Genomic DNA, 24,044 nt, shown 5'->3' with positions numbered 1-24,044 from the left:
GGAGACCACCAATGGCTTTGTCTATGAAAGGTGATTTCACCGACAACCTCGGCAAGATCTACGGCATTTATGTCGGAGGCTTTGCCGGCTTCGTCGTCCTCATGGCGATCCTGTCCATGCTGGGCATTCCCGATCGCTTCATCCTGTGGGCCTACATGGCCGCGACGATCGGCATCTATGCCTTCATCGGCATCATGTCGCGCACGGCCCAGGTGTCGGAATACTACGTCGCGGGACGCTCGGTTCCAGCCGTCTACAACGGCATGGCGACCGGCGCGGACTGGATGTCCGGTGCAAGCTTCGTCGGCATGGCCGGCACGCTGTTCGTGCTCGGCTACGACGGCCTCGCCTTCGTGCTCGGCTGGACCGGCGGTTACGTGCTGGTGGCGGTGCTGCTCGCCCCGTACCTGCGCAAGTTCGGCGCCTACACGGTGCCCGACTTCCTCGGCACCCGCTACAGCGGCAATGCCGCGCGTCTGGTCGGTATCGTCGTGCTGTTCTGCTGCTCCTTCACCTATATTACCGCGCAGGTCTATGCCTCGGGCATCATCGCCTCGCAGTTCCTCGGCATTGCCTTCGAATGGGCGGTGTTCGCGGGTCTGGCGGGCATCCTGGTGTGCTCGATGCTCGGCGGCATGAAGGCGGTGACCTGGACGCAGGTGGCGCAGTACATCGTTCTGATCGTCGCCTACCTGCTGCCGGCGATCTGGATGTCGACCGTGCAGTTCGGCATTCCGATCCCGCAGTTGACCTACGGCGGCGCGCTGAGCCAGATCGCCGAGTACGAAAGACTGCTGAACGTCGCCAAGAGCCACGTCCAGCCGTTCACCACCTACTCGCCGCGCGACTACTTCTTCCTGATCTTCTGCCTGATGGTCGGCACCGCATCGCTGCCGCACATCCTGATGCGCTTCTTCACGACCCCGACGGTTCGTGAGGCGCGCAAGTCGGTCGGCTGGTCGCTGTTCTTCATCTTCCTGCTGTACTTCACGGCGCCGGCCTATGCCGCGTTCTCGAAGTTCAACCTGATGGGTCTGTTCGTCGCCTCCGGCGCCGACACCAGCTACCAGCTTGCCTTCTCTGCGATCCCGCAGTGGATGCTGGACTGGGGTTCGATCGCCGGCCACCAGCTGGTGACGATCTGCGGCGTCAAGGCCGAGACGCTCGCCGCCATCCAGGCGGCCTGCGAGGCGAAGGGACTGACGGGCGGCTTCCCGTACAACGAACTGCGGCTCAACAACGACATGATCGTGCTGTCGACCCCGTCGATCGCCGGCATGCCGATCTGGGTCGTGGGCCTCGTCGGCGCGGGCGGTTTCGCCGCGGCGCTGTCGACCGCGGACGGCCTGCTGCTCGCCATCGCCAACGCCCTGTCGCACGACGTCTACTACAAGATGATCGACCCCAAGGCCGACGCCAAGCGCCGTCTGATGGTTGCGAAGATCCTGCTCGTCGTCGTGGCGCTCGCCGCCGCGTTCCTGGCGCGCACCAAGCCGTCGGACATCCTGTCGATGGTGGCTTGGGCGTTCTCGATCGCCGCGGCCGGCCTGTTCGCGCCGCTGGTGATGGGCGTCTGGTGGAAGCGTACGACCACGCTCGGGGGCATCCTCGGCATGGCCGCCGGCTTCGCCACGACCATGTACTACCTGATCGGCAACGTGTACGGCTTCGACTTCGTCAAGGGCACCGGCGACGAGATCTCGTGGTTCGGCGTGGCGTCGATCTCCGCCGGCGTGTTCGGCGTCCCGGTCGCCTTCGTCGTCACCTACGTGGTGTCGCTGGTGACCCCGGCGCCCAGCCAGGAGATGCAGGACTTCGTCGACCGTCTGCGTCTGCCGAAAGGCGGCACGATGATGGTGGCGGGTCACTGACGATCGACCTATAAGCGACGACGCAGGGCCTCCGGGCCCTGCGTTTCTTTTGTGACGGATGGATCCAACGATGCACCAGGCGTCTGCCCTCAGCGGCCTCCTCCTTCTTGCCGCGACCTACCTGCTTGCGGTCGTGACCTTCATCCTGGGCGGTGCGCCCGGCACGGTGGCGGTCTATCTCGGCGGCACCTATGCGCTGACCGCGCTGGCCGCCTTCCTGTTCTCGCGCGGGGTGCTGGAGTTCGTCGTCGGAGCGGACCGCAACATCACGTTCTTCGTGGTGCTGCGCAAGCTGACCGACCCGCTGCTGGCCCTGGTCGCGCCGATCACGCCGGGCTTCCTGCTGCCCTTCGCCGTCTCGCTCTACGGCGCCTTCCTGTTCTTCTTCCTCAAGCTGTTCCTGTTCGGCGACGCCTATCTCGGCGTGCCGCCGCTGTTCATCCTGCTCTACCTGTTCGTCATGTCGCTGATATAGGCGCGCCGTCGCCCGGGAGGACACGCGGCCGCGACCCGGTGTAGGCTGGCGCCATGCTGACCAAGTTCACGCTCACCCTGCGCCAGATCGAGATCCTGCGCGCGATCATGATCACCGGCTCGATCACCGGCGCGGCGCGCTTCCTCGGCGTCGCCCAACCCGGCGTCAGCCGCATGCTCAAGCACATGGAGGCGGGGCTCGGCATCAACCTGTTCGTCCGCCAGGCCGGGCGGCTGGTGCCCGCGCCCGAAGCCAAGGACATCTTCGCCCAGGTGCAGGAGGTCTACCGCGGCCTGGAGAACCTCAACCACACGGTCGAGCAGTTCCGGCGCGGCCAGGACGTCGAGCTGTCGCTCGGCTCGGTGCCGAGCATCGCCCAGGCGATGGTGCCGCGCGCCATCACGCGCCTGAAGGCGCGCTTTCCCGACATCCGGGTCAACATCGAGCTGCTCAAGGTCGAGGAGGCGGTCGACTTCCTGATGCTGCGCAAGGGCGAGCTCGTGTGCATGAGCTACCGCTTCGACCATCCCTCAATCGCCTTCCTGCCGCTGGCGCGCGGCGAGTTGGTCTGCCTCGCCCACAAGGACCACCCGATCGCGGCGCAGGCTGCGGTCAGCGCCGCGGACATCGCCCGCTACCCGCTGATCGGCATCGATCCCAAGGATCCCTACGGCGGCATCCTCGCCGGCTTGCTGGACAGCCGGGGGCTCGCCTACGACATCGTCATCCGCGCCCGCTTCGGCGTCACGGTGATCGGGCTGGTGCGCCAGAACCTCGGCATCGCCGTGCTGGACAGCTTCACCACCCAGGACCTTCAGGACGACAGCGACGGTCTGGTCGTGCTGCCGATCGACGAGCCGACGCCGTTCCAGACCTATGTCGCCATCCGCAACGACATCGAGCCGTCCGGCTTCTCGTCCGCCTTCATCGACTGCCTGCGTCGGGAGATGATGCAGACGGAAGCTGGGAAATAACGCGAAGTTATAGAATAGAGAATAATCGGTATTTGCGTTATTTCAGCAAGCCGGCGACAGTGGCGTCGATCCGGCCCGCGGGCCCCGCCGGGCCGCCGCGACGGCCGGCCGATCCGGATCGTTTCGGGAGAGGGGCCGCAGCCATGAAGACCGCGATCGCAACCGTGTCGATCTCCGGCGACCTGAGGGAGAAGCTGGCCGCCATCGCCGCCGCCGGCTTCGACGGCGTGGAGATCTTCGAGGCCGACTTCCTCGCCTACGACCGGCCGCCGCGCCAGGTCGGCGCGATGGTGCGCGACCATGGCCTGGAGGTCATGCTGTTCCAGCCGTTCCGCGATTTCGAGGGCCTGCCCGAGCCGCAGCGCGCGCGCGCCTTCGACCGCGCCGAGCGCAAATTCGACCTGATGCAGGAGCTCGGTACCGACCTGGTGCTGGTCTGCTCCAACGTCTCGCCGCTGGCGCTCGGCGGCATCGACCGGGCGGCGGAGGATCTGCGCGCCCTCGGCGAGCGTGCGGCGCGGCGCGGCTTGCGCATCGGCTACGAGGCGCTGGCCTGGGGCCGGCACGTCAGCGACCACCGCGACGCCTGGGAGATCGTCCGGCGCGCCGGCCATCCCAATGTCGGCCTGATCCTCGACAGCTTCCACACCTTGGCGCGCCGGCTCGACCCGCAGTCCATCCGCGCCATTCCCGGCGAGCGGATCTTCTTCGTCCAGCTCGCCGACGCGCCGATGATCGAGATGGACCTGCTCTACTGGTCGCGCCACTTCCGCACCATGCCGGGCGAGGGCGACCTGCCGGTCACCGACTTCATGCGCGCCGTCGCCGCCACCGGCTACGCCGGGCCGCTGTCGCTGGAGATCTTCAACGACCAGTTCCGCGGCGGCAGCCCGCGGTCGATCGCGCTGGACGGCCACCGCTCGCTGCTCAACCTGATGGACGTTGTGCGCCGCCAGGAGCCGGACATCCGCATCGAGGTGCCGGCCATGCCGGCGCGCGCGCGGGCCCTCGGCGTCGAATTCGTCGAATTCACCGCCGACGAGGACGAGGCCGAGACGCTCGGCGCCCTGCTGTCGACCCTCGGTTTCCGCAAGGCCGGCCGCCACATCGCCAAGGACGTCACGCTCTGGCGCCAGGGCGGCATCAACATTGTCGTCAACACCGAGCGCGAAGGCTTCGCCCATTCCGCCTACGTGCTGCACGGCACCTCGGTGTGCGACATCGGCATAAGGGTCGAGGATGCCAGGGCGACGGTCGCGCGCGCCACCGCGCTCGACGCGCAGCCGTTCGGCCAGCCGATCGGACCCGGCGAACTGGAGATCCCGGCGATCCGCGGCGTCGGCGGCGGGCTGATCCATGTCGTCGACGATGCCGGTGACCTCGCCCGCGTGTGGGAGATCGAGTTCGAGCCGCTCGCCGATGCGCTCGCCGATACGGGCACCGAGACGGGCGCGGCGGCGGAGGCCGGGCTGGAACGCATCGACCATCTCGCCCAGACCATGAACTACGAGGAGATGCTGACCTGGCTGCTGTTCTACACGGCGATCTTCGAGACGCGGAAGCTGCCGATGGTCGACGTCATCGACCCGGCCGGCGTCGTGCGCAGCCAGGCGATCGAGAACGCCGAGGGCACGCTGCGGCTGACCCTCAACGGGGCGGAGAACCGGCGCACGCTCGCCGGCCATTTCATCGCCGAAAGCTTCGGTTCGGCGGTGCAGCACGTCGCCTTTTCCTGCCGCGACATCTTCGCCGCCGCAGCCGCACTGGCAACGAACGGCTTCGACCCGCTGCCGATCTCGCCCAACTACTACGACGACCTCGACGCCCGCTTCGCCCTTGACGGCGACCTTCTGCAGCGCCTGCGCGCGGCCTGCATCCTCTATGACCGCGATGAGCACGGCGAGTATTTCCAGCTCTACAGCCGTCCCTATGGCGAGGGCTTCTTCTTCGAGATCGTCGAACGGCGCGGCGGCTACCGCGGCTATGGTGCCGCCAACGCGCCGTTCCGCATCGCCGCACAGAAGCGCATCATGCGGCCGAGCGGCATGCCGAGGGCGTGAGGCGCCGGGATGGGGGCCGCCGGCGCGCGGCGGCGTCGGCTCACAACAGCGCGAGTGTCAGCGCGGGAAACAGGGCGATCGCCAAAAGCGCCGCCAGCATCACCAGGATGAACGGCGCGGTGCCGAGGAACACCTGCTCGACGCCGACGTTGCGGTCGGCCAGCGTGTTGTGCACGGTGAACACCGAGATGCCGAACGGCGGCGTCAGTAGGCCGATCTCGACTGCAATCACCGTGACGATGCCGAAATGGATCAGGTCGAAGCCCATCGACTGGGCGATCGGCGCCGCGATCGGCACCATGATCAGCAGGATCGAGCTGCTGTCGAGGATCATGCCGAGCAGCAGCAGCAACACCGCATAGAGCAGCAGGAAGCCATAGGGGCCGATGCCGCCCATGCGCACCAGATCGCCGATGGCGTTGGGGATGCCGGCGACCGACAGCATGCGGCTGTAGAAGCCGGCCGCGATCAGCAGGATCAGGATGGCAACCGAGACGGTCCCGGTCTGGCGCAGCACTTCCCAGATCCGGTTGCGGTCGAGCTTGCGTCGCGCGAGCGCGATCAGGAAGGCGCCGAAAGCGCCGACGCCGCCGGCCTCCGTCGGCGTGAAGAAGCCGCTGTAGAGACCGCCGAGCACGAGCGCGACCAGGAGCAGGATCGGCACCAGCTTGACCGCGATCTCGCGCGTGCCGAGCGCCGGGATATCCGCAGCGGCCGGCGCACTCTCGGCGCGCCCCGCCTGGTCGAACACGAAGCCGGGCCGCAGGCGGGCCATCAGCACGATCATGGTCACGAAGCCGAAGGCGAGGATCAGGCCGGGAATGACGCCGGCGACGAACATCTGGCCGATCGAGACCTCGGCCAGCACGCCGTAGATGATCAGCAGCAGGCTCGGCGGGATCAGCATGCCGAGCACCGAGCTGCCTGCCACCGTGCCGGCCGCGAAGCCGGCGCGGTAGCCGTGGCGGCGCATTTCGGGCACCGCGACGCGGGTGAATACGGCGGCCGAGGCGATCGACACGCCGGTGACGGCGGCGAACACCGTGTTGGCGGCGACGGTCGCGACGCCGAGGCCGCCGGCCAGGCGGCGCAGCAACTGCTCGGCCACCTCGAACGTGTCTCGGCCGACGTTGGAGATGCTGACCAGCAGCCCCATCAGCACGAACAGCGGGATGGTCGCGAACAGGTAGTCGGCGATGCCGTTGTAGGCGGTGATCGACAACAGCCGCATGGCCAGGTCGAAGTTGTCGCGGATGATCCACACGCCGGCGAAGGCGACGGCGAACAGGGCGACGGCGATCTCCATCCCGATCAGGACGAGGAGCACCAGCGCGGCGATCAGCAGGGCACCGACGGTGAGGGCGGTCATGCGGGCAGGGTCCGGTCGCGCAGGAGGGAGGCGGCGGCGGCGATCAGGTAGGCGAGGGCGGCGAAGCCCGCGCCGATCACGATGATCGCCCGGAACGGCAGCGTCGGGATGGTGAACACGCCCTGGACGCCGAAATACTCGCCGCTGCGCCAGGCTTCGGCCGTGTCGGGCCAGGCGGCCAGGAGGATGGCGACGTAGACGGCGACGCCGGCAAGCGCGAACAGCGCCTCCATGACGCGCGTCAGGCCCGGGAATCGGCGGCTGACCGGGCGGATCAGGAAGTCGGCGCGGGTCATGCGTCCGGCGAGCACCGCCGAGGCGATTTGCAGGAACACGATGGCGACGACCGAGCGGGCGCAGACCTCCGCCACGCCGGTGATCGGGGCATCGAACAGGTTGCGGCCGGCGACGTCTGCGACGATGACCAGCATCATCAGGAAGATCCAGACGGTGCCGATGGCGGCCAGAGCGTTCGCCGCAAGGGCGAACGGGCCGCCACCGCGCCGGGCGGGCGGTGCGTCCACCACGCTGTCGAGGTTGGTCTCGTCGCTCACTGTCCTCGCCCTCCCGTCGCGCCGGCCCGCGCTGCGATTAAACCCTTCCCGGACCGGGTCCGGGAAGGGCAAGAGTGCAGGAAAGGCTCAAAGGCCGGCGTCCCAGGCCCGCAGCGGCTCGATGCCGCTGGCGCGCAGGGCGGCGAAATAGGCCTTGAGCACGGTCCGGGCCGGCTCGCCGCCGCTCTGCAGCCAGGGCTCGACGATGTTCGGCAGGTTGTTCACCCACTTCTGCTTCTCCTCGGCGGGCAGCTCGGTGATCTTCAGCCCGGCCGCCTCCATGGCGGTGATGGCGCTGGTCGCCTTTTCCGTCACATAGGCGCCGTGGCGCTTGGAGGTCTCCTTGCCGGCGGCGCGGAACGCCGTCTGCACGTCCTCCGGCAGCTTGTCGAAGAAGCTCTTGTTGACCGCGATGCCGCCGAAATACATCGCGCCGATACCGACGCGGGTCAGGTGCGGCGCGACCTCGTAGACGCGGGTCGGCAGGATGCCGGAGGCGAAGGACAGCGCGCCCTCGGACACGCCGGTCTGGATGTTGGTGTAGTAGGTGGTCAGCGCGCCGTCGATCGGCGTCGCCCCGGTGTCGCGCAGCCAGTTGGCCGAAGTACCCGGCGCGTTGATCTTGCGGTTCTGCAGGTCGGCGAGCGTCTTGACCTCGAAATTGGCGTAGATGTCGTAGCTGTCGGTGATCAGAGACGACAGGTGCACCATGTTCTGAGCCGCCCAGCTGTCGCGCAGTTCCGGCAGTTCGTCGGTCAGCTTGTCGAAGATGTCGATCAGCAACTCGTGGTTCGACGTGGCGAAGGGCGTGAAATAGGTGACGTTCTGCAGCGGCATGCTGGCGCCTTCCCACACCGTGCCGACCATGCCGACGTCGACGATGCCGTCCTTCACCGCGGCGCGGGTGTCGGTGAACTTGTAGAGCGTGCCGCCGTAGGACTCGACCCAGTTGATCTTGTAGGCGCCGGTCTGGGCCAGCAGCCGGTCGACCTCCGGCTGGAAGGCGTTCTTCATCGCCCACACCCAGATGTTGGCCTCCGGATGGCTGGAGCCGATGTTGACGGTGATGGCCTGCTGCGCCGAGACCGGGGCGGCGAGGGTCGTGCCGGCCAGGGCCGCCGCGACGAACAGATGCTTCAAATACATGTCTTTCCTCCCAGAGCGTGGCCCCTTCGGGGCCGATCGGCCTGTCTCAGGCCTTCCCCACGACGCCGAGCGCGGCCAGGATCCGTGCCGGCGTGAAGGGCATTTCGGTGACCCGCCCGCCGAACGGGCGAAGCGCGTCGTTGATGGCGTTCATGACGGCGGCCGGCGCACCGGCGGTGCCGGCCTCGCCGGCGCCCTTGGCGCCGAGCAGCGATTCCCGCGTTGGCGTCTCGATGTGCCCGATCGCCATGTCCGGCATTTCGGCCGCCATCGGCACCAGGTAGTCGGCCATGTTGGCGTTGAGCAGCTGGCCGTCGGCGTCGTAGAGGCATTCCTCGTAGAGCGCGCCGCCGAGGCCCTGGACGATGCCGCCGCGGATCTGTTCGTCTACCAGTTGCGGATTGATCACCCGCCCGCAGTCCTCCACGCACCAGTGCTTCAGCAGCCTGACGAAGCCGGTCTCGACGTCGACCTCCAGGTAGCTCGCCTGGACGCCGTTGGTGAAGGCGAAGGGGTAGTCCGAGGTGATGAAATGGCGGGTCTGCACCAGCTCGCGCGGCAGGCCCTTGGGCAGGGTGTCGCCGCGGAAATAGACGATCCGGCCGAGTTCCTCCAGCGGCATTCGCGCCTCGCCGCCGGCGCGGTCGATGACTGTGCCTTCGACCACGTCGAGGCTGTCCGGCGGACATTGCAGCATGGCGCCGGCGACGGTCAGGATGCTGTCCTTCAAGGCCAGGCCCGCCTGCAGCGCGGCCTCGCCGCCGATGCCGGCGCCGCGCGAGGCCCAGGTGCCGCCGCCATAGGGGGTGACCTGCGTGTCGCCGGTAATCACCCGCACGCGGGTGACCGGCACGCCGACCGCCTCGGCGACCACCTGCGCCAGCATCGCCTCCGTGCCCTGGCCCTGTTCGGTCACGCCCGACAGGGCGACGACGCTGCCGTCCGGGTCCATGCGCACGGTGCAGCCGTCCTGCGCCGAGATGCGCGCGCCGCCGATACCGTACATGAACGGGCTCGGATTGGTCAGCTCGATGAAGCTCGCCAGGCCGATGCCGCGGTGGATGCCTTGCGCGCGCAACCGCGCCTGTTCGGCGCGCAGCCCGTCGTAGTCCATCATCTCCAGCAGCTTGGCGAGCGAGGCCTGGTGCGACAGGCCCTCGAAGCGCATGTTGGCCGGCGAGGTGTAGGGATAGGCGTCGTCGGCGATCAGGTTGCGCCGGCGCATCTCGGCCGGGTCGAGGCCGAGCGCCTCGGCGGCGAAGTCGACCAGGCCCTCGGTCACCGCGGCGGCGATCGGGTGGCCGACGGCGCGATACTGGCAGGTCGGCGTCTTGTTCTGCAGCACCACCGTGGTGCGGGCGCGATAGTGGGCGAAATGGTAGGGGCCGCCGCACAGGTTGACGACCTGGTTGCCCTCGATCGCCGAGGTGCGCGGATAGACCGAATAGGGGCCGATGCCGGTGTAGTCGTCGATGTCGATGGCGAGGATGCGGCCGTCGGCATCCACAGCGATGCGGCCGTCGATCTCGTGGTCTCGGGCGTGGATGTCGGTGGCGAAGCTCTCCAGCCGGTCGGCAATGAACTTCACCGGGCGGCCCATGACTTTGGAGATGGCGACGGTCGCCATCTCGTCGGGATAGACGTGCACCTTGATGCCGTAGGAGCCGCCGACGTCGCCGCACACCACGCGCACCCGGCCCTCGGGCAGGTCGAGATGCTTGGCGATGACCGTCTGCATCATGTGCGGCGCCTGGGTCGAATGATAGACCGTGAGCTGATCCTCGGCGCGGTTGTAGTCGGCCAGAATCGAGCGCGGCTCGACGCACACGCCGGTGTGGCGGCCGGTCTTGAACGACGCCGAGACGACCTTGTGCGCGCCGGCGAAGGCAGCCTCGACGTCGCCCTGCTCGTGCAGCCGGCGGAAGGTCAGGTTGTCGCCGAGCTCGGGATGGATCAGCGGCGTGTCGGGATCGAGCGCCGTGCGCATGTCGGTGACCACCGCCAGCGGCTCGTAGCCGACCTCGACCAGGGCGGCGCCGTCCTCGGCGGCCGCCCGGCTGTCCGCGACCACCGCCGCCACCGCCTCGCCGGTCCAGGTCGCCCGGTCGACCGCGATCGCGTGCTGGGGCGCCGACTTCAGGCCCTTGAGATGCGCCAGCACGGCGACCCACGGCGTGCAATGGGCGGCAAGCTCGGCGCCGGTGAAGATCCGCCGTACGCCCGGCACCGCCCTGGCGGCCTCGGTGTCGATCGACAGGATGCGGGCATGGGCGTGCGGGCTGCGCACGAAGGCGACATGCAGCATGCGCGGCAGCACGATGTCGTCGACGTAGCGGCCGCGGCCCTCGACCAGCCGGCGCGCGTTGGGGCGCGGCACGGTGCGGCCGATGTAGCTGTTGGGACGGTCGGGATTGCCGAAATCGATGCTCATGCCGCCGCCTCCGTGCCGGCGCGCGCGCGGGCGACGGTCTCGATCGCGTCGACGATCGCCTCGTAGCCCGTGCAGCGGCAGTAGTTGCCCGAGATGTGCTCGCGGATCTCGGCCCGGCTCGGCACGCCGCCGTCGGCCAGCAGGTCGGCGGCGGCGACCAGCATGCCGGGCGTGCAGAAGCCGCATTGCAGCGCGTTGCGCGCCACGAAGGCGTCCTGCAGGTCGGCCAGCGCGCCGCTGTCGGTCAGGCCCTCGACGGTCCATACCTCGGCGCCGTCGAGCTGGGCGGCGAGAACCAGGCAGCCACGCACGATGTCGCCGTCGACCTTCAGGGTGCAGGCGCCGCATACGCCGTGCTCGCAGCCGGCATGGGCGCCGGTCAGGCCGAGGTCGAGGCGCAGGAAGTCGACCAGGTGCCGGCCGGCGTCGACGCGGGCCTCGACCGTCTCGCCGTTGACGGTCAGGCGGATGTCGACCTTGCGCGCAAAGTCGGGGGGCATGTCGGTCATCTCAGGCGTCTCCGGTCTGTGTGGCGGCCAGCGCGCGGCGCAGCAGAACGCGCGCCAGGTGCAGGCGCACGGCGGCGGGGGCGTGGACGTCGTCCGGCGGATCGAGGTCGCGATCGAGGACGGCCGCGGCCGCCTCGCCGTCGCCGCCCGAGGCCAGCACCGCCATGGCGCTGCGCGCCAGCCGGGCGGTCGGCCCGACGCCGAAGAAGGCGATCCGCGGTCCGTCGGCCTTGCGCGCCAGCACGATGCCGGCGAGCGCGTAGTCGCCCGACCGGCGCGCCAGCTCCAACGTCGCCTGGCGCTCGCCGGGCTCCGCGAACGGCACCTCGACGGCGGTGATCATCTCGTCCTCGGCCAGCGCCGTGGTGAACAGGTCGACGAAGAAGTCCTCCGCCGCCACCCGCCGCAGGCCCTGCGGCCCGGCGACGACGATGGTGGCGCCGAGCGCCAGCATGCAGGCCGGCAGTTCGGCGGCCGGATCGGCATAGGCGAGCGAGCCGCCGATGGTGCCCCGGGTGCGGATCGCGGCATGGGCGATCAGCGGCGCGGCCTGGGCGATCGCCGGCGCCAGCGAGGCGACCAGCGGCGAGGTCGCCAGCTCCCGGTGGCGCGTCAGCGCGCCGATGCGCAGCACCGCGCCGTCGGCGGTGATGCCGCCAAGCTCGGAAAGGCCGTTGATGTCGATCAGGGCGGTCTCGCCCGCCAGCCTGAGGTTCATCGCCGCCACCAGGCTCTGGCCGCCGGCGAGCAGGCGCGCCTGGCCCTTCGAGGCGGCGAGCAGTGTGACGGCATGGGAAAGAGATGTCGCCCGGACGTATCCGGCCGTTGCGGCTTTCATTGACGATGTCCTCCCTCTCGCAAGACGCCGGTCCGCTCCGCTCCTCCGGCGGTCCTGCGGGGCAGGGGACTGTGTCTCGCGCTTATTGATCAAATGATCTATTGCAGATCGCAAAATTGCAAGCGCATTCTTGTCCATGCCACGCGCGTCGCTGCGCGGGCTGTAAGAAAAGGGTTTTCCGGGGCGCGCGAATGCGGCAGACAGGGGCCATGACGACACGGGACACATCGCCCGGCGACCGCAGGCGCCTGTCGCCGGAGGAGCGCCGGGCCCTCATCATCGCCGGCGCGACCGCCTATTTCTCGGAGGTCGGGCTGGACGGCAACACGCGCGAGCTGTCCAAGCGCCTCGGCGTCACCCAATCCCTGATCTTCAACTATTTCGCCACCAAGACCGATCTCCTGGAAGCGGTCTACCGCAGCGTCTACCTGGACCGGATCTCGCCCGACTGGCCGGGCGTGATCGCCGACCGCGCCCGCCCGATCCGCGAGCGCGCGCTCACCTTCTATCGCGAGTACACCGGCGCGATCTTCAGCTACGAGTGGATGCGCATCTTCATGTTCTCGGGCCTCGCCGGCGCGGAACTGAACCGGCGCTACCTCCAGCACGTCAGCACGCTGCTGCTGAAGCCGCTGCTGCAGGAGTTCCGCCACGAGGCCCGCGCCGCACGCAAGCCGGAGATGGAGGACCTGTGGAATCTGCACGGCGGCATCGTCTACATTGGCATCCGCCGCTACGTCTATCAGATGCCTTGTCCGGACGACTCCGGCCCGGCGATCGCCGCCGCCATCGACCGCTTCCTCGACGCGTTCGAGATTGGCGCCCGGCCCGCCGTCGCCTGCGCCCAGGCCGAGGCGCTGCCTGCCGCTGGCGCGGCCCTGCCGGCCGGCTGACGCGGTTTTCGCGTCACAGCGTGCCGACGCGGGCGAGGGTGCGTTCGACCGCCAGCAGTTCGGCGAGGCCCTTCATGCGGCCGATGGTCGGATAGCCGGGCTGGGCGTCGCGGTTGAGGTCGTCCAGCATGTCCTGGCCGTGATCGGGCCGCATCGGGATCTCCGCATCGGCGCGGCACTCAGCGCGCCGGCGCGCCTCCTCCCGCCCGACCGCCGCGATCAGCGCGATCATGTCGGTGTTGCCCGACAGATGCTCGCTCTCGTGAAAGGAATGCAGGCGCCGCGTCTCGTCGGCGGTGAGGCCCGGATCGCTCTGCACGTTGCGCAGGTGCAGGAAATGCACCCGCGGCCCGAGCCGTTCCATCATGCCAGGCAGGTCGTTGTCGGAGCGCACGCCAAGTGAGCCCGAGCACAGCGTCACGCCGTTCGCCGGGCTGTCGACGGCCGCCAGCACGGCGCGGCAGTCGGCCTCCGTCGACATGATGCGCGGCAGGCCGAGCAGCGGGAAGGGCGGATCGTCTGGGTGGCAGCACAGCCGCAGGCCGAGCTCTTCGGCAACCGGCACGACTTCCTCCAGGAAGGCGACGAAATGCGCCCGCAGCCGCTCCGCCGAGATGCCGTCGTATTGCGCCAGCAGCGCCTTGACGTCGTCGAGCGAGGGCACGCTCGCCGCCCCCGGCAGGCCGCAGGTGATGTTGGCGGCGAGCCGCGCCCGCTCGGCGTCGGCCATGCCGGCGAAGCGCCGTTCGGCGGCCGCAAGCACCGCTTCGGGAAAGGCCTCGCGCGCCGCCGCCCGGCCGACCAGGTGCACGTCGAAGACGACGAAGTCGGTCAGGTCGAAGCGCATGCAGGTGACGCCGCTCGCCAGCCGCCATTTCAACTCGGTGCGCGTCCAGTCGAGCACCGGCATGAAGTTGTAGCAGACGACCTGAATGCCGCAGCCGGCGAGATGGCGCAGGCTGGTCTTGTAGGCCTCGACATGCGCCCGCCAGTCGCCTTTCTGTTGCTTGATCGCCTCCGACACCGGCAGGCTCTCGACCACCTCCCAGGCGAGCCCGCTCGGCGAGCCGTCGGCGGTCTGTTCCACGTCCTGCTGGCGCTTGCGGATCTCCTCCACGCTCCACACCGTGCCGTCGGGCACGTGATGCAGCGCCGTGACGACGCCGGTGGCGCCGGCCTGGCGGACGTCGGAGATCGAGACACGGTCGGACGGACCGAACCAGCGCCAGGTGGCTTTCATGCGTTGGGCTCCAGGACGGGAAGGGGGGTAGGGCAGGTCATCGGCGCGGGCCTTTCCTCAGAAGGCGAGGTTCGGCAGGAACAGCGACAGCTGCGGCACGAACAGCAACAGCGCGACCAGCACCACGATGGCGACGAGGAAGGGGATAGACTCGCGGATGTAGTCCTCGACCCGGCAGTCGATCAGGCTGCACACGGTGTACATCGCGACGCCGACCGGCGGCGTCATCGAGCCGAGCGTGACGATGGTCATCATCAGGATGCCGAAATGTACCGGGTCGAAGCCGATCTTCTGGATGATCGGCACGAAGATCGGCGTCAGCAGCAGCACCAGCACGGTGCTCTCGACGAACAGGCCGGCGACGAACAGCATCGCCAGGATCGCGGCGACGATCATCTGCGGCTGCGACAGGCCGCCGAGCAGGGTTCCGGCGATCGCCTGCGGCACCTGGTCGAAGATGATGGCGAAGCCGATCATGCCCGACATCAGGATGATTAGCATGATCATGCCGATGTCCTCGACCGCGTGGCCCGCCGCCCGCAGCATCTTTGCGGGCGTCAGGGCGCGGTGGGCGAACAGGCCGACGAGGACCGCGTAGACGACCGCGAAGGCGCCGACCTCGGAAGGCGTGAACACGCCGCCGCGGATCGAGACGACCAGCAGGATCGGGAAGGCGATGGCCCATTTGGCGTCGAGCGTCGCCGAGAAGAGCGCGCGCGCCGTCGGCCGCTTGGCCGCCGCGTCGACATAGCCGCGCCGCCTGGCGACGACATAGGCGGCCACCATCAGGAAGACCATCATCAGCAGGCCGGGCACGATGCCGGCGAGGAACAGCCGGCCGATCGACACGTTGCCGACATAGCCGTACAGGATCAGCCCCAGGCTCGGCGGGATGGTCGCGGTGATCAGCGAGCTCAGCGCGATGACGGCGGCCGAATAGCCGCGCGAATAGCCCTTCTCGATCATGGTCGGTCCGAGCACGCGCGCCTCCATGGCCGCGTCGGCGACCGCCGAGCCGGACACGCCGCCCATCAGCGTCGACAGGATGATCGACACCTGGGCGAGCCCGCCGGCCATCCACGACACGGCGACGTGCGAGAAGCGGAACAGCCGCTCGGTGATGCCGCTCTCGTTCATCAGGTGGCCGGCAAGCACGAAGAACGGTACTGCCAGCAGCGGGAAGCTCTGCGATACGCTGGCGATCTTCTGCACGCCGATCGAGGTCGGCATGACGTCGGACAGCACGAAGAACAGGAAGCCGGAGATGCCGATGGCGAAGGCGACCGGCATGCCGAGTAGCAGGAAGGCGAGGAAGACGAGGCTGATGGTGATCACAGGCCGTCTCCCGCCTGGCCGTTGCCCGTGCGCGTGAATACCAGCAGGCCTTTGTCGCGCCCGCACCACGCCTCGACCATGTTGGCGAGGATCGAGGCCGCGAGTAGCAGGCTGCCGACCGGCACCGCCACCGTGACATAGGCGTAGGACAACCCGCTGTCGCCGAACAGACGCTGGCGGTTGAGCAGCGTCAGGTCGATGCCCTCGACGAACAGCACCGCCAGGAAGGCGAGGCAGCACGCGGCCAGTGCGAATTCGAGCGCTTGCCGGCGCCGGGCCGGAAGGTGGCGGACGATCAGGTCGACGCCCAGATGGGCGCGTGACCGCAGGGCGCGGGCCGCGCCAAGGAAGCACAGCCAGATGAACAGCAGCTGCGCCAGGTCGACCGACCAGATCAGCGGCCGGCCGAAGAACCGCATCAGCGCGGCGGCGAAGACGAGGACGACGATGGCGGCCAGCAGGGCCACCGCGACACAGAGTTCCAGTCGGGCGAGGCGCGCGGTCATGGGCTGTCCTGGACAGGTTCCGGGGTCGGCGGACGAAAAACGGGCGCGGCGAGGCCGCGCCCGTCAGTGTCGCACGGGCATCACTGCGCGGCGATGCCCCTCAGCGTGTCGCGCAGGTCGCCGTAGCCGAGCATGTCGTAGACCGGTGCCGTCGCCTCGCGGAACACGGTCGTGTCGATCTCGGCGATGGTGACGCCGTTCTCGGTCAGCTTGGCCTCGATGCTGGAGAGCGCGTCCTGGGTGCCGTAGGAGGCGATGTCGCCGGCCTTCAACGCTTCCTCGCTGACGATCTGGCGCAGGTCCTCCGGCAGGCTGTCGTACCAGGCGGCTCCCGCGACCAGGCCGGTGATCAGGTTGATGTGGCCGGTCTTGGTGATGTGGGTGATGACCTCGTCCAGCTTGGCGCCGAGCGTTGCGGGATGCTGCGCTTCGGCGGCGTCGATGACGCCTTGCTGCAGCGCGCTGTAGACCTCGGTCCAGCCCATCGGCGTCGGCGTCGCGCCCATCGCGCGGATCGTCTCCATCCAGACCGGCGCGCCGGGGGTGCGCATGCGCACGCCGGCGAGGTCTGCCGGCGAGGCGACCGGCTTCTTGGTCAGCAGGTGGCGTTCGCCCTGCCACCAGTTGAACGACAGCACCTGCAGGCCGGCGGTGTCGTGCAGCTGCTTGACCCAGTCGGCGAACAGGTCGGAGGTGACGACCTTGCGGATGCCGTCGTAGCCGCTCGCGAGGAACGGCGCGCCGAGGGCGCCGAATTCCTTCTGGAACACGGCGAGCCGCCCGCCGTCGACGACGACCGCGACCGGCGCGCCGGCGCGCGCCTGTTCCAGCACGTCCTCGTCCTTGCCGAGCTGCGAGCTGGGGAAGATGCGGATCTCGACCTTGCCGTCGGTGCGCGCGGCGACAGTGTCGCGGAACGCCTCCAGGCCCTTGAACAGCGGGTCTTCGGGCGTCAGCGCGGTGTTCACATTGAGGGTGTAGTCGGCGGCAATCGCCTGTAGGCTGGCGGTCGCGGCGAAAAGGCCCGCGGCCAGGATCGTACGAAAGCGTTTCACGATGGTCTCCTCCCGGTCAGCCAGAAGCGACCCTCCATCCCGGTCACTTCTGCATTGTCGGGAGACTAGTATGGTAGTATTCTTGAGTCAACATGAAGATCGAACTCGACCTTGAAACCCTGACCGAGGATCCGGCGTCGCGGCGCCAGGCGTCCTTCGGCAATCGCGTCTACCGGACCCTGAAGCAGGCGATCGTGCAGTTGCAGCTGCGCCCCGGAAATTCGCTGTCGGAGGCCGACGTGGCGAGGAAGCTCGGCGTGTCGCGCCAGCCGGTGCGCGAGGCCTTCATCAAGCTTGCCGACGTCGGCCTGGTCCAGGTCCGCCCCCAGCGCGGCACGTTCGTGGAACTGATCTCGCGCAAGGAGGTGGAGAACGCCCGTTTCATCCGCGAGGCGATCGAGGTCGCGCTGGTGCGCAAGGCCGCGCTCGAGGCCTCGCCGGCCAGCATCGACGCCTTCAAGGGGCTGCTGCGCCGCCAGGAGGCCGCGGCCGCCGCCGGCCAGCATTCGGAGTTCCTCCAGCTCGACGAGCGCTTCCACGAGGCGATCGCCGACAGCGTCGACTGCCGGCGCGCCTGGCTGGTGGTGGAGGATCTGAAGGTTCAGATGGACCGGGTGCGCTTCCTCAGCCTGCCGGCGGCGACCCCGATGGCGACGCTGGTCGCCCAGCACGCCGACATTGTCGCCGCTATCGAGGCGCACGACCCGGACGCCGCTGCCGCCGCCATGAGCGGCCATCTGCGCGAGATCCTCACCTCGCTGCCCCGGATCGCCGAGGACTTCTCCGACCTGTTCGACGACTGACGCCGCCTACGAGTGGGGCGGCCGGCCGAACGCCTTGCGGTACTGGCGTGGCGTCAGGCCGGTGTGGCGCTTGAACGCCCGCTCGAAGGCGGTCTGGTCCGAATAGTTCAGTTCCAGCGCGATCTGCGTCAGCGGATGCGCCGTGTCGGCCAGCGCGTGGCGGGCGACGCGGAACCGGCAGTCCTCCAGCAGGGCCGAGAAGCGCGTGCCTTCCTCGCTCAGGTGCCGGTGCAGGCTGCGTCGCGACAGGCCGAGGTCGCGCGCGATCGTCTCCTGGTCGACCGTGCCCTGCCCGAGGCCGGCATAGATCGCCATGCGGATCCGGCCCGACAGCGAGCGGGCGCGGGTCGAGGCGACCAGCCGGTGCGTCAGCGCGTCCAGCGCCGAGCGGTGCAGCCCGGCGTCCTCGCGCGCCATCGGACAGTCGAGCAGCGTGTCGGAGAAGCTCATCCAGTTGGTCTCGCAGTCGAACAGGCAGGGCGCGCCGACCGCCTCGCGCCAGTGGCGCGCCGGGCGTGCCGCGGCGTGTTCGAAACAGACCAGGTCAGGGCTCCAGTCGGGCCCGGCGCCGCGGCGGATCAGGGCAGCCAGCACCGACAGGGTGAATTCCGCGTCCTGCCGGCGCGGCCAGATGTCCGGATTGAGGATCCGGTAGCTCAGCATGGCGACGCCGTCCTCGACCTCTAGGCGCATGTCCGTCTCGCTCTGGACGAAGCCGATGAAGCGCACGAAGGTCTTCAGCGCCTGGCCGACGGTCGGCGCCGACAGGATGGCGGTGCCGAGGTCGCCGAGATCGGCAAGGTCGAGCAGCGGCCCGGACTGCCAGCCGAGACCCGGCAGGGCGAGGCGGTCGGCGCCCTGTTCGTAGAGCGCCACGAAGGAGGTCAGCGGGATCTGCGTGCGCGCATTGGACCATGCGCCGGCGGGCACGCCGCTCTGCCGGCCGAGGTCGGCCGGCTCGAGGCCGCGGTCGGCCAGCACGTGCTGAAGCCCGGCGAGGGCCCCCGAAACGATTGTTGCGCCTGTCGGCATGGCCGTCGATCCCGACCGGGTGCGCCGGGCCGGCCCGCGGCCGGCAGCCCCGCGATAAAGTGTCGCTCCCTTTCGAAGCAAAGCAAAACCGGCGTACCGGCGCAATCCGTCTGCGCCCTGATTTTACGCATGGCGCAAGTTTGGCCAAAAATGTCGAGAAGCCGCGTCGGCCGGCTTTCTTAATGGACGGCACAGAGACAGCCGGAGCCGCACCGTGAACACACGGGCGTCCGGCGGAGGGGAAAGACGTGGCCGTACCTTGGGACGTGGCCGTCGCCGGCGGGGGACCCGCCGGGGCGTTTGCTGCGCGAGAGCTCGCGCAGGCCGGCTTCAGTGTGGTTCTGATCGATCCGGGCACGACCCGTCCGCGGCTCGAAGGCCTCGGCGAGCGCGTCGCCGGCCTGCTCGCCGCGAAGGGGCTTGATGCCGCGCTCGCCGCCGCCGGCCCGCGCCTGCCGCGCACGGTGCGCTGGGCGGGCCTGACCGGCAGCGAGAACGGCGAGCGGCTGGTGCGTCGCGACGCCTTCGACGCCGCGCTGCGCGCCGCCGCGCAGGCGGCCGGCGCCTGTCTCCTGACCGCCCGCGTCAGCCGCATCGACGACGCCGATGTCGCCCGCGGCGTCGCCCTGCGCCTGTCCGACGGAACGGCGCTTCGCGCCCGGCTGATGCTCGACGCCCGCGGCCGCCACGCCCATTCGCATGCTCGCGCGCTGAGGCGGGCAAGGGGACCCGCGACGCTCGCCGTCGCCGGGCGCGTTGCCGGCCTGCCGGTCGAGCCCGGTATCCGCGTCGCGGCGACGCCGCAGGGCTGGTTGTGGGATGCCTGCGATCCCGGCTTCGGCCGCTGGATCCAGATCTGCATCGACGCCGGAGATCTGTCGGGCGATCTGTCGGGCGAATTGCCCGGCAGCGGCCCGGCGGCGCTCGCTGCCCGTCTGGCCGGCTTCCTCGCCCAGCCGTGTCTCGACGGCCGCTACGCCGGCGCCGTCGCAGATGGGCAGCCCGTCGCGCGCCATTGCGCGCTGACGCTCTCCGCCCCCGACCTGGCGCCGCCGCTCGTGCCGGTCGGCGATGCCGCCGCCGCCATCGATCCCTTGTCCGGCCACGGCCTGTTCTGGGCACTGTCCTCCGCGCTCGCCGCCGCGCCGATGGTGCGCACGCTGCTCGATGATCCCGGGCAGGGAGCCGGGCGCGCCGCACGCTTTCACCGCGACCGCGTCGTCGGAACCTTCTGGCGCCAGGCGCGCATCGGCCGCGACTTCTACCGCCTGGAGCGCGGCCTCGCCGAGTATCCGTTCTGGGCCGCCCGCGCCGCCTGGCCCGACGATCGCCCCGCCCATGCCGCGCCGACCGAGACCCGGCTTGAGCGCCGCGTCGTCGTCGACGGCGACCGGCTGGCCGAGCGCGACGTGCTGGTCACGCCGCGCGATCCCGACGGCGTCGCCTTCGTCGCCGGCCTGCCGGTCGCCGACCTGCTCGCCCGCCTGCGCGACGGGGCGGGCAGCGTTCCCGATCCGGCCGCCGGCTGGCTCGCCAGCCGTGGGCTTGCTCGCCCGCCGCCGGCCACCCGACCACTGTCATGACAACGAGGGAAACAGCATGATGAAACGACTGCGAAAGGGGTCTCTCGCCGGTCTCGCCGGAGGGCTTCTGCTGACCGCCGCCCCGGCCGCGGCGCAGGACGGCGCCGCCCTTCTGGAGGCCAATTGCGCCGGCTGCCACGAGGCCGACGCCTCCGGCGCGCTGAGCCGCGTCGCCGGCCAGCGCAAGACGCCCGAGGGCTGGCTGATGACCATCGTGCGCATGCGCCTGTTCCACGGCATGCCGATCGAGGCCGATGCGCAGGCCCAACTGGTGCGCTATCTCGCCGACACCCAGGGCCTCGCCCCCTCGGAGGCGGCAGAGTTCCGCTACGCGCTCGAACGCGAGCCGAACACGGTCGAAGCGGCGGAGGCCCCGCTCGGCGAAATGTGCGCGCGCTGCCACACGCTCGCCCGCGTCGGCCTGCAGCGCCGCACGCAGGAGGAATGGAACCTGCACGTCGACTTCCACGTCGGCCAGTGGCCGACGCTGGAATATCAGGCGCTCGCCCGCGACCGCGAATGGCTGAAGCTCGCCCGCGAGGAGGTCGTGCCGCTGCTCGCCGAGCGCTATCCCTTCGAGACCGACGCCTGGACCGCCTGGCAGGAGGCCGCCAAGCCGACGGCGCTCGGCGACTGGACCTTCGTCACCCGCCTGCCTGGCAAGGGCGAAGCCTACGGCACCCTGACCGTTTCCGGCGACGCCCAGCCCTATGCGGTCGCCGGCACGCTGAAGACCGCCGCCGGCGAGGAGCTCGCCGTCTCCGGCCGGCTCAATCTCTACACCGGCTACGAATGGCGCGCCAACCTGACCGTCGGCGACACGCTCTACCGCCAGGTGCTGGCCCTCGCCGAGGACGGCGCCACCGTCGCCGGCCGTCAGTTCCTGCATGCCGAGGACAGTCTCGGCGCCCCCTTCCGGGCGGTCAGGGCCGGCGGCGCGCCGGCGATCGCCGGCGTCGTGCCCTCGACGCTCGTCGCTGGGTCGCCGGCCACGGTTCAGGTCGTCGGCACCGGTCTTGAAAGCGCCAGCCTGTCGGGCACGCTTCAGGCCTCCGGCGGCACCGCCAACGCCTTCGGCATCGCCCTGGACGTCAGTCCGGCCGCCGGCGCCGACGGCCCGGTCGCGGTCGCCTCGGGCCCGGCCACGGCCGACGCCGCGCTCGCCGTCTACAGCCGCATCGACAGCCTCAGGGTCGAGCCGGCCTATGCCGTCGCCCGCGTCGGCGGCGGCGGCGGTTCGGCCGGCAAGGTGCCGGCCCGCTTCGAGGCGATCGGCTACTGGAACGGCCCGGACGGCGAACCCGGCACCGACGACGACGTGCGCATCGGCGCGGTCCCGGCGTCGTGGTCGGTCGAACCCTTCAACGAGGAGGCCGAGACCCTGAAGGACGTCGAACACGCCGGCGCGATGGATGAGACGAGCGGCATCTTCATGCCGGCGGTCGCCGGGCCGAACCCCGACCGGCCGTTCTCCACCAACAACGCGGGCAACCTGAAGGTGCTGGCCAGGAGCGGCGAGGCGGCGGGCGAGGCACAGCTCATCGTCACCGTCCAGCGCTGGAACGATCCCCCGATCCGCTGAAGGAGCGCACCATGGGTTATCTCTTCTACCAGCCGCACAACGCGCATCGGGTCGAGGTCGACGGACGCCAGCTGCTGTTCCACGTGCCGACCACCGCGCTGTTCGAGATCGACCGCCTCGACACCGACGTCCTCGACCTGTTCGCCGATCGCCGGCAGGTCAGCGCGGCGGACGTGCGCGACCGCTTCGAGGGCCGGGTCGACCCCGACCTTGTCACCGAGCGCATCCGCGCCCTGCTCGACCTCGACATCGTCACCGACGGCCGCCCGCCCAGGGCGGAACGGCCGCCGGTTCGCATCGAGACCTTCCCGCTGACGACGATGGTTCTCAACGTCAACACCGGCTGCAACCTGTCCTGCACCTACTGCTACAAGGAGGATCTCGACACGCCGTCGAAGGGCCGGCGCATGGAGCTGGAGACGGCGAAACGCTCGATCGAGCTGCTGCTCGCCGAAAGCCCGGACCGCGACAGCTACAACATCGTGTTCTTCGGCGGCGAGCCGCTGAGCAACCTGGCGCTGATCCGCGACGTGGTCGCCTATGCCGAGGACCGGTTCGGCGCGCTCGGCAAGCGCGTCGACTTCACGCTGACCACCAACGCGACGCTGCTCACCGAGGAGATCGTCGACTGGCTCAATGCCCATCGCTTCGGCCTGACCGTGTCGATGGACGGGCCCAGGGCGCTGCACGACAGGAACCGCAGGACCGTCGGCGGCAAGGGCACCTATGACGTCGTCGCCGCCAAGGCCAGGATGCTGCTGGAGCGCTACACCGCGCGGCCTGTCGGCGGGCGGGTGACGCTGACTAGGGGCGTCACCGCGGTCACCGAGATCTGGGATCACCTGAAGAACGACATCGGTTTCCACGAGGTCGGCTTCGCGCCGGTGACCTCCGGTCCGGTCGCCCCCTTCAACCTGACCGGCGACGATCTGGCGACGGTGTTCGACGAGATGAAGCGGCTCGGCAGGTACTACCGCGACGAGGCGCTCAACGGCCGCAACATCGGCTTTTCCAACATGCACCAGCTGATGACCGACCTCCACGAGGGGCGCTCCAAGGCGCTGCCCTGCGGGGCCGGCCTCGGCATGCTGGCGGTCGATCACGAAGGCGGCCTCAACCTCTGCCACCGCTTCACCGGCTCCGGCATGGACACCTACGGCACGGTCGACACGGGGATCGAGAAGGCGAAGCTCGCCCGCTTCATCGAGGACCGCGCCGACCGCACCGACAAGGGCTGCTCGACCTGCCGCATCCGCAACCTCTGCGCCGGCGGCTGCTACCACGAGAGCTACGCCCATTTCTCCGACCCGATGAAGCCGACCTATCACTACTGCGACCTCATGCGCGACTGGGTCGACTTCGGCATCGGCGTCTACGGCGACCTCATCGCCGGCGCGCCGGCCTTCTTCACCGATCACATCATGCCGCGGAGGGCATACGGCAAATGAGACACCTGAAACCCCTGAACCAGAAGGCCGACCGTGTCGTCAGCGCGGTCGAGACCGACGCCATGGACGAGGTCCGCGCCATGCAGACTATCGTCGCCGGCTGCACCTCGACGCTCGATCCGGGCTGGGAGGTCGATCCCTTCGGCGGCGTCGCCGCCCTGTGCCAGCCGATGGAGGCCGATCTCTACGGCTGCTCCGACCCGTGCTGGTGGCCGGCCCAAGTGCCGGACACGATCAACTCGTACAAGGACTGGAACGCCGGCGCCGACAACGCGGGCAAGGACTGGCGCTCGCTCGGCACCGTGTTCCCGTCCGACAGCGAAACCTGAGCGGCGCGCCC

21 protein-coding genes are annotated in these 24,044 nt (G+C 69.5%); 10 read left to right on the top strand and 11 right to left on the bottom strand.

The annotated features are described in order from the left end of the window. Positions 1-11 precede the first annotated feature (11 nt). The 4 genes from SL003B_RS12650 to SL003B_RS12635 all read left to right on the top strand — a co-directional run bounded on the left by SL003B_RS12650 (position 12) and on the right by SL003B_RS12635 (position 5,380). Positions 12-1,871, top strand: coding sequence for a sodium:solute symporter family protein (locus tag SL003B_RS12650; protein ID WP_013653245.1), 1,860 nt, complete (start codon positions 12-14; stop codon positions 1,869-1,871). 70 nt (positions 1,872-1,941) lie between these two features. Further along, positions 1,942-2,346, top strand: coding sequence for a hypothetical protein (locus SL003B_RS12645; RefSeq protein WP_013653244.1), 405 nt, complete (start codon positions 1,942-1,944; stop codon positions 2,344-2,346). A gap of 53 nt (positions 2,347-2,399) precedes the next feature. After that, entirely contained in the window at positions 2,400-3,320 is a 921-nt protein-coding gene (locus SL003B_RS12640) for a LysR family transcriptional regulator (RefSeq protein WP_013653243.1), read from the top strand. A 143-nt stretch (positions 3,321-3,463) separates the two neighbouring features. Then, positions 3,464-5,380 (top strand): bifunctional sugar phosphate isomerase/epimerase/4-hydroxyphenylpyruvate dioxygenase family protein, encoded by a 1,917-nt coding sequence (locus SL003B_RS12635; protein ID WP_013653242.1) that lies wholly within the window; start codon positions 3,464-3,466, stop codon positions 5,378-5,380. Between the two features lie 40 nt (positions 5,381-5,420). Here the strand turns inward: SL003B_RS12635 and SL003B_RS12630 are convergent, their stop codons facing one another. The 6 genes from SL003B_RS12630 to SL003B_RS12605 form a co-directional block, all read right to left on the bottom strand. Beyond that, positions 5,421-6,749: a TRAP transporter large permease gene (locus tag SL003B_RS12630; RefSeq protein ID WP_013653241.1), complete on the bottom strand. Its 1,329-nt coding sequence runs from the start codon at positions 6,747-6,749 to the stop codon at positions 5,421-5,423. After that, positions 6,746-7,303 (bottom strand): TRAP transporter small permease subunit, encoded by a 558-nt coding sequence (locus SL003B_RS12625; RefSeq protein WP_013653240.1) that lies wholly within the window; start codon positions 7,301-7,303, stop codon positions 6,746-6,748. The genes SL003B_RS12630 and SL003B_RS12625 overlap by 4 nt, the downstream gene beginning before the upstream one ends. 87 nt (positions 7,304-7,390) lie before the next feature. Beyond that, a complete protein-coding gene (locus SL003B_RS12620) occupies positions 7,391-8,449 on the bottom strand; it encodes a C4-dicarboxylate TRAP transporter substrate-binding protein (protein ID WP_013653239.1) in 1,059 nt (352 codons plus the stop codon). A 46-nt stretch (positions 8,450-8,495) separates the two neighbouring features. Beyond that, on the bottom strand, positions 8,496-10,880 hold the full coding sequence (locus SL003B_RS12615; RefSeq protein ID WP_013653238.1) for a xanthine dehydrogenase family protein molybdopterin-binding subunit: 2,385 nt from the start codon (positions 10,878-10,880) through the stop codon (positions 8,496-8,498). Then, positions 10,877-11,389 (bottom strand): (2Fe-2S)-binding protein, encoded by a 513-nt coding sequence (locus SL003B_RS12610; protein WP_013653237.1) that lies wholly within the window; start codon positions 11,387-11,389, stop codon positions 10,877-10,879. Before SL003B_RS12610 ends, SL003B_RS12615 begins: the two co-directional genes overlap by 4 nt. A gap of 1 nt (position 11,390) precedes the next feature. Further along, positions 11,391-12,227: an FAD binding domain-containing protein gene (locus SL003B_RS12605; protein WP_013653236.1), complete on the bottom strand. Its 837-nt coding sequence runs from the start codon at positions 12,225-12,227 to the stop codon at positions 11,391-11,393. Positions 12,228-12,436: 209 nt separating this feature from the next. Here SL003B_RS12605 and SL003B_RS12600 point away from each other — a divergent pair, with 209 nt between their 5' ends. Beyond that, a complete protein-coding gene (locus SL003B_RS12600; RefSeq protein WP_013653235.1) occupies positions 12,437-13,120 on the top strand; it encodes a TetR/AcrR family transcriptional regulator in 684 nt (227 codons plus the stop codon). A 13-nt stretch (positions 13,121-13,133) separates the two neighbouring features. Here the strand turns inward: SL003B_RS12600 and uxuA are convergent, their stop codons facing one another. The 4 genes from uxuA to SL003B_RS12580 form a co-directional block, all read right to left on the bottom strand. Next, a complete protein-coding gene (gene uxuA / locus SL003B_RS12595) occupies positions 13,134-14,360 on the bottom strand; it encodes a mannonate dehydratase (RefSeq protein ID WP_013653234.1) in 1,227 nt (408 codons plus the stop codon). A 57-nt stretch (positions 14,361-14,417) separates the two neighbouring features. Then, entirely contained in the window at positions 14,418-15,695 is a 1,278-nt protein-coding gene (locus tag SL003B_RS12590) for a TRAP transporter large permease (protein WP_013653233.1), read from the bottom strand. Next, on the bottom strand, positions 15,692-16,201 hold the full coding sequence (locus SL003B_RS12585; protein WP_013653232.1) for a TRAP transporter small permease: 510 nt from the start codon (positions 16,199-16,201) through the stop codon (positions 15,692-15,694). Before SL003B_RS12585 ends, SL003B_RS12590 begins: the two co-directional genes overlap by 4 nt. Positions 16,202-16,281: 80 nt before the next feature. Next, entirely contained in the window at positions 16,282-17,256 is a 975-nt protein-coding gene (locus SL003B_RS12580) for a C4-dicarboxylate TRAP transporter substrate-binding protein (protein ID WP_013653231.1), read from the bottom strand. 92 nt (positions 17,257-17,348) lie between these two features. Here SL003B_RS12580 and SL003B_RS12575 point away from each other — a divergent pair, with 92 nt between their 5' ends. After that, positions 17,349-18,059: a GntR family transcriptional regulator gene (locus tag SL003B_RS12575; RefSeq protein ID WP_013653230.1), complete on the top strand. Its 711-nt coding sequence runs from the start codon at positions 17,349-17,351 to the stop codon at positions 18,057-18,059. Between the two features lie 6 nt (positions 18,060-18,065). On the opposite strand, the gene qhpR is transcribed toward SL003B_RS12575, so the two are convergent. Continuing rightward, positions 18,066-19,091, bottom strand: a complete 1,026-nt coding sequence (qhpR, locus tag SL003B_RS12570; protein ID WP_013653229.1) for an AraC-like transcriptional regulator QhpR — start codon at positions 19,089-19,091, stop codon at positions 18,066-18,068. A gap of 248 nt (positions 19,092-19,339) precedes the next feature. On the opposite strand from qhpR, the gene qhpG reads away from it, so the two are divergent. The 4 genes from qhpG to qhpC are packed head-to-tail and all read left to right on the top strand — an operon-like array spanning position 19,340 to position 24,033. Continuing rightward, positions 19,340-20,674 (top strand): flavin-dependent monooxygenase QhpG, encoded by a 1,335-nt coding sequence (qhpG, locus tag SL003B_RS12565; protein WP_148259298.1) that lies wholly within the window; start codon positions 19,340-19,342, stop codon positions 20,672-20,674. A gap of 16 nt (positions 20,675-20,690) precedes the next feature. After that, on the top strand, positions 20,691-22,256 hold the full coding sequence (gene peaA, locus SL003B_RS12560; RefSeq protein WP_013653227.1) for a quinohemoprotein amine dehydrogenase subunit alpha: 1,566 nt from the start codon (positions 20,691-20,693) through the stop codon (positions 22,254-22,256). An 11-nt stretch (positions 22,257-22,267) separates the two neighbouring features. Beyond that, on the top strand, positions 22,268-23,704 hold the full coding sequence (peaB, locus tag SL003B_RS12555) for a quinohemoprotein amine dehydrogenase maturation protein (protein ID WP_013653226.1): 1,437 nt from the start codon (positions 22,268-22,270) through the stop codon (positions 23,702-23,704). Beyond that, the gene (gene qhpC, locus SL003B_RS12550; RefSeq protein WP_013653225.1) at positions 23,701-24,033 is read left to right on the top strand and encodes a quinohemoprotein amine dehydrogenase subunit gamma; all 333 of its coding nucleotides are present in this window, start codon (positions 23,701-23,703) and stop codon (positions 24,031-24,033) included. The genes peaB and qhpC overlap by 4 nt, the downstream gene beginning before the upstream one ends. Positions 24,034-24,044: the final 11 nt, after the last annotated feature.

The organism is Polymorphum gilvum SL003B-26A1 (genome assembly GCF_000192745.1).
GTDB lineage: Bacteria > Pseudomonadota > Alphaproteobacteria > Rhizobiales > Stappiaceae > Polymorphum > Polymorphum gilvum.
The sequence above is the reverse complement of the archived record's forward strand: the minus strand, read 5'-3'. Positions and strand labels throughout refer to the sequence as shown.

Excerpts from the sequence above, each read along its gene's own strand:
- SL003B_RS12640 (WP_013653243.1), top strand. The coding sequence starts at position 2,400 with ATGCTGACCAAGTTCACGCTCACCCTGCGCCAGATCGAGATCCTGCGC.
- SL003B_RS12600 (WP_013653235.1), top strand. The coding sequence starts at position 12,437 with ATGACGACACGGGACACATCGCCCGGCGACCGCAGGCGCCTGTCGCCG.
- peaA (WP_013653227.1), top strand. The coding sequence starts at position 20,691 with ATGATGAAACGACTGCGAAAGGGGTCTCTCGCCGGTCTCGCCGGAGGG.
- SL003B_RS12575 (WP_013653230.1), top strand. The coding sequence starts at position 17,349 with ATGAAGATCGAACTCGACCTTGAAACCCTGACCGAGGATCCGGCGTCG.
- SL003B_RS12615 (WP_013653238.1), bottom strand. The coding sequence starts at position 10,880 with ATGAGCATCGATTTCGGCAATCCCGACCGTCCCAACAGCTACATCGGC.
- SL003B_RS12620 (WP_013653239.1), bottom strand. The coding sequence starts at position 8,449 with ATGTATTTGAAGCATCTGTTCGTCGCGGCGGCCCTGGCCGGCACGACC.
- SL003B_RS12645 (WP_013653244.1), top strand. The coding sequence starts at position 1,942 with ATGCACCAGGCGTCTGCCCTCAGCGGCCTCCTCCTTCTTGCCGCGACC.
- qhpR (WP_013653229.1), bottom strand. The coding sequence starts at position 19,091 with ATGCCGACAGGCGCAACAATCGTTTCGGGGGCCCTCGCCGGGCTTCAG.
- qhpC (WP_013653225.1), top strand. The coding sequence starts at position 23,701 with ATGAGACACCTGAAACCCCTGAACCAGAAGGCCGACCGTGTCGTCAGC.
- SL003B_RS12635 (WP_013653242.1), top strand. The coding sequence starts at position 3,464 with ATGAAGACCGCGATCGCAACCGTGTCGATCTCCGGCGACCTGAGGGAG.
- SL003B_RS12605 (WP_013653236.1), bottom strand. The coding sequence starts at position 12,227 with ATGAAAGCCGCAACGGCCGGATACGTCCGGGCGACATCTCTTTCCCAT.
- uxuA (WP_013653234.1), bottom strand. The coding sequence starts at position 14,360 with ATGAAAGCCACCTGGCGCTGGTTCGGTCCGTCCGACCGTGTCTCGATC.
- SL003B_RS12610 (WP_013653237.1), bottom strand. The coding sequence starts at position 11,389 with ATGACCGACATGCCCCCCGACTTTGCGCGCAAGGTCGACATCCGCCTG.
- SL003B_RS12650 (WP_013653245.1), top strand. The coding sequence starts at position 12 with ATGGCTTTGTCTATGAAAGGTGATTTCACCGACAACCTCGGCAAGATC.
- SL003B_RS12585 (WP_013653232.1), bottom strand. The coding sequence starts at position 16,201 with ATGACCGCGCGCCTCGCCCGACTGGAACTCTGTGTCGCGGTGGCCCTG.
- peaB (WP_013653226.1), top strand. The coding sequence starts at position 22,268 with ATGGGTTATCTCTTCTACCAGCCGCACAACGCGCATCGGGTCGAGGTC.
- SL003B_RS12630 (WP_013653241.1), bottom strand. The coding sequence starts at position 6,749 with ATGACCGCCCTCACCGTCGGTGCCCTGCTGATCGCCGCGCTGGTGCTC.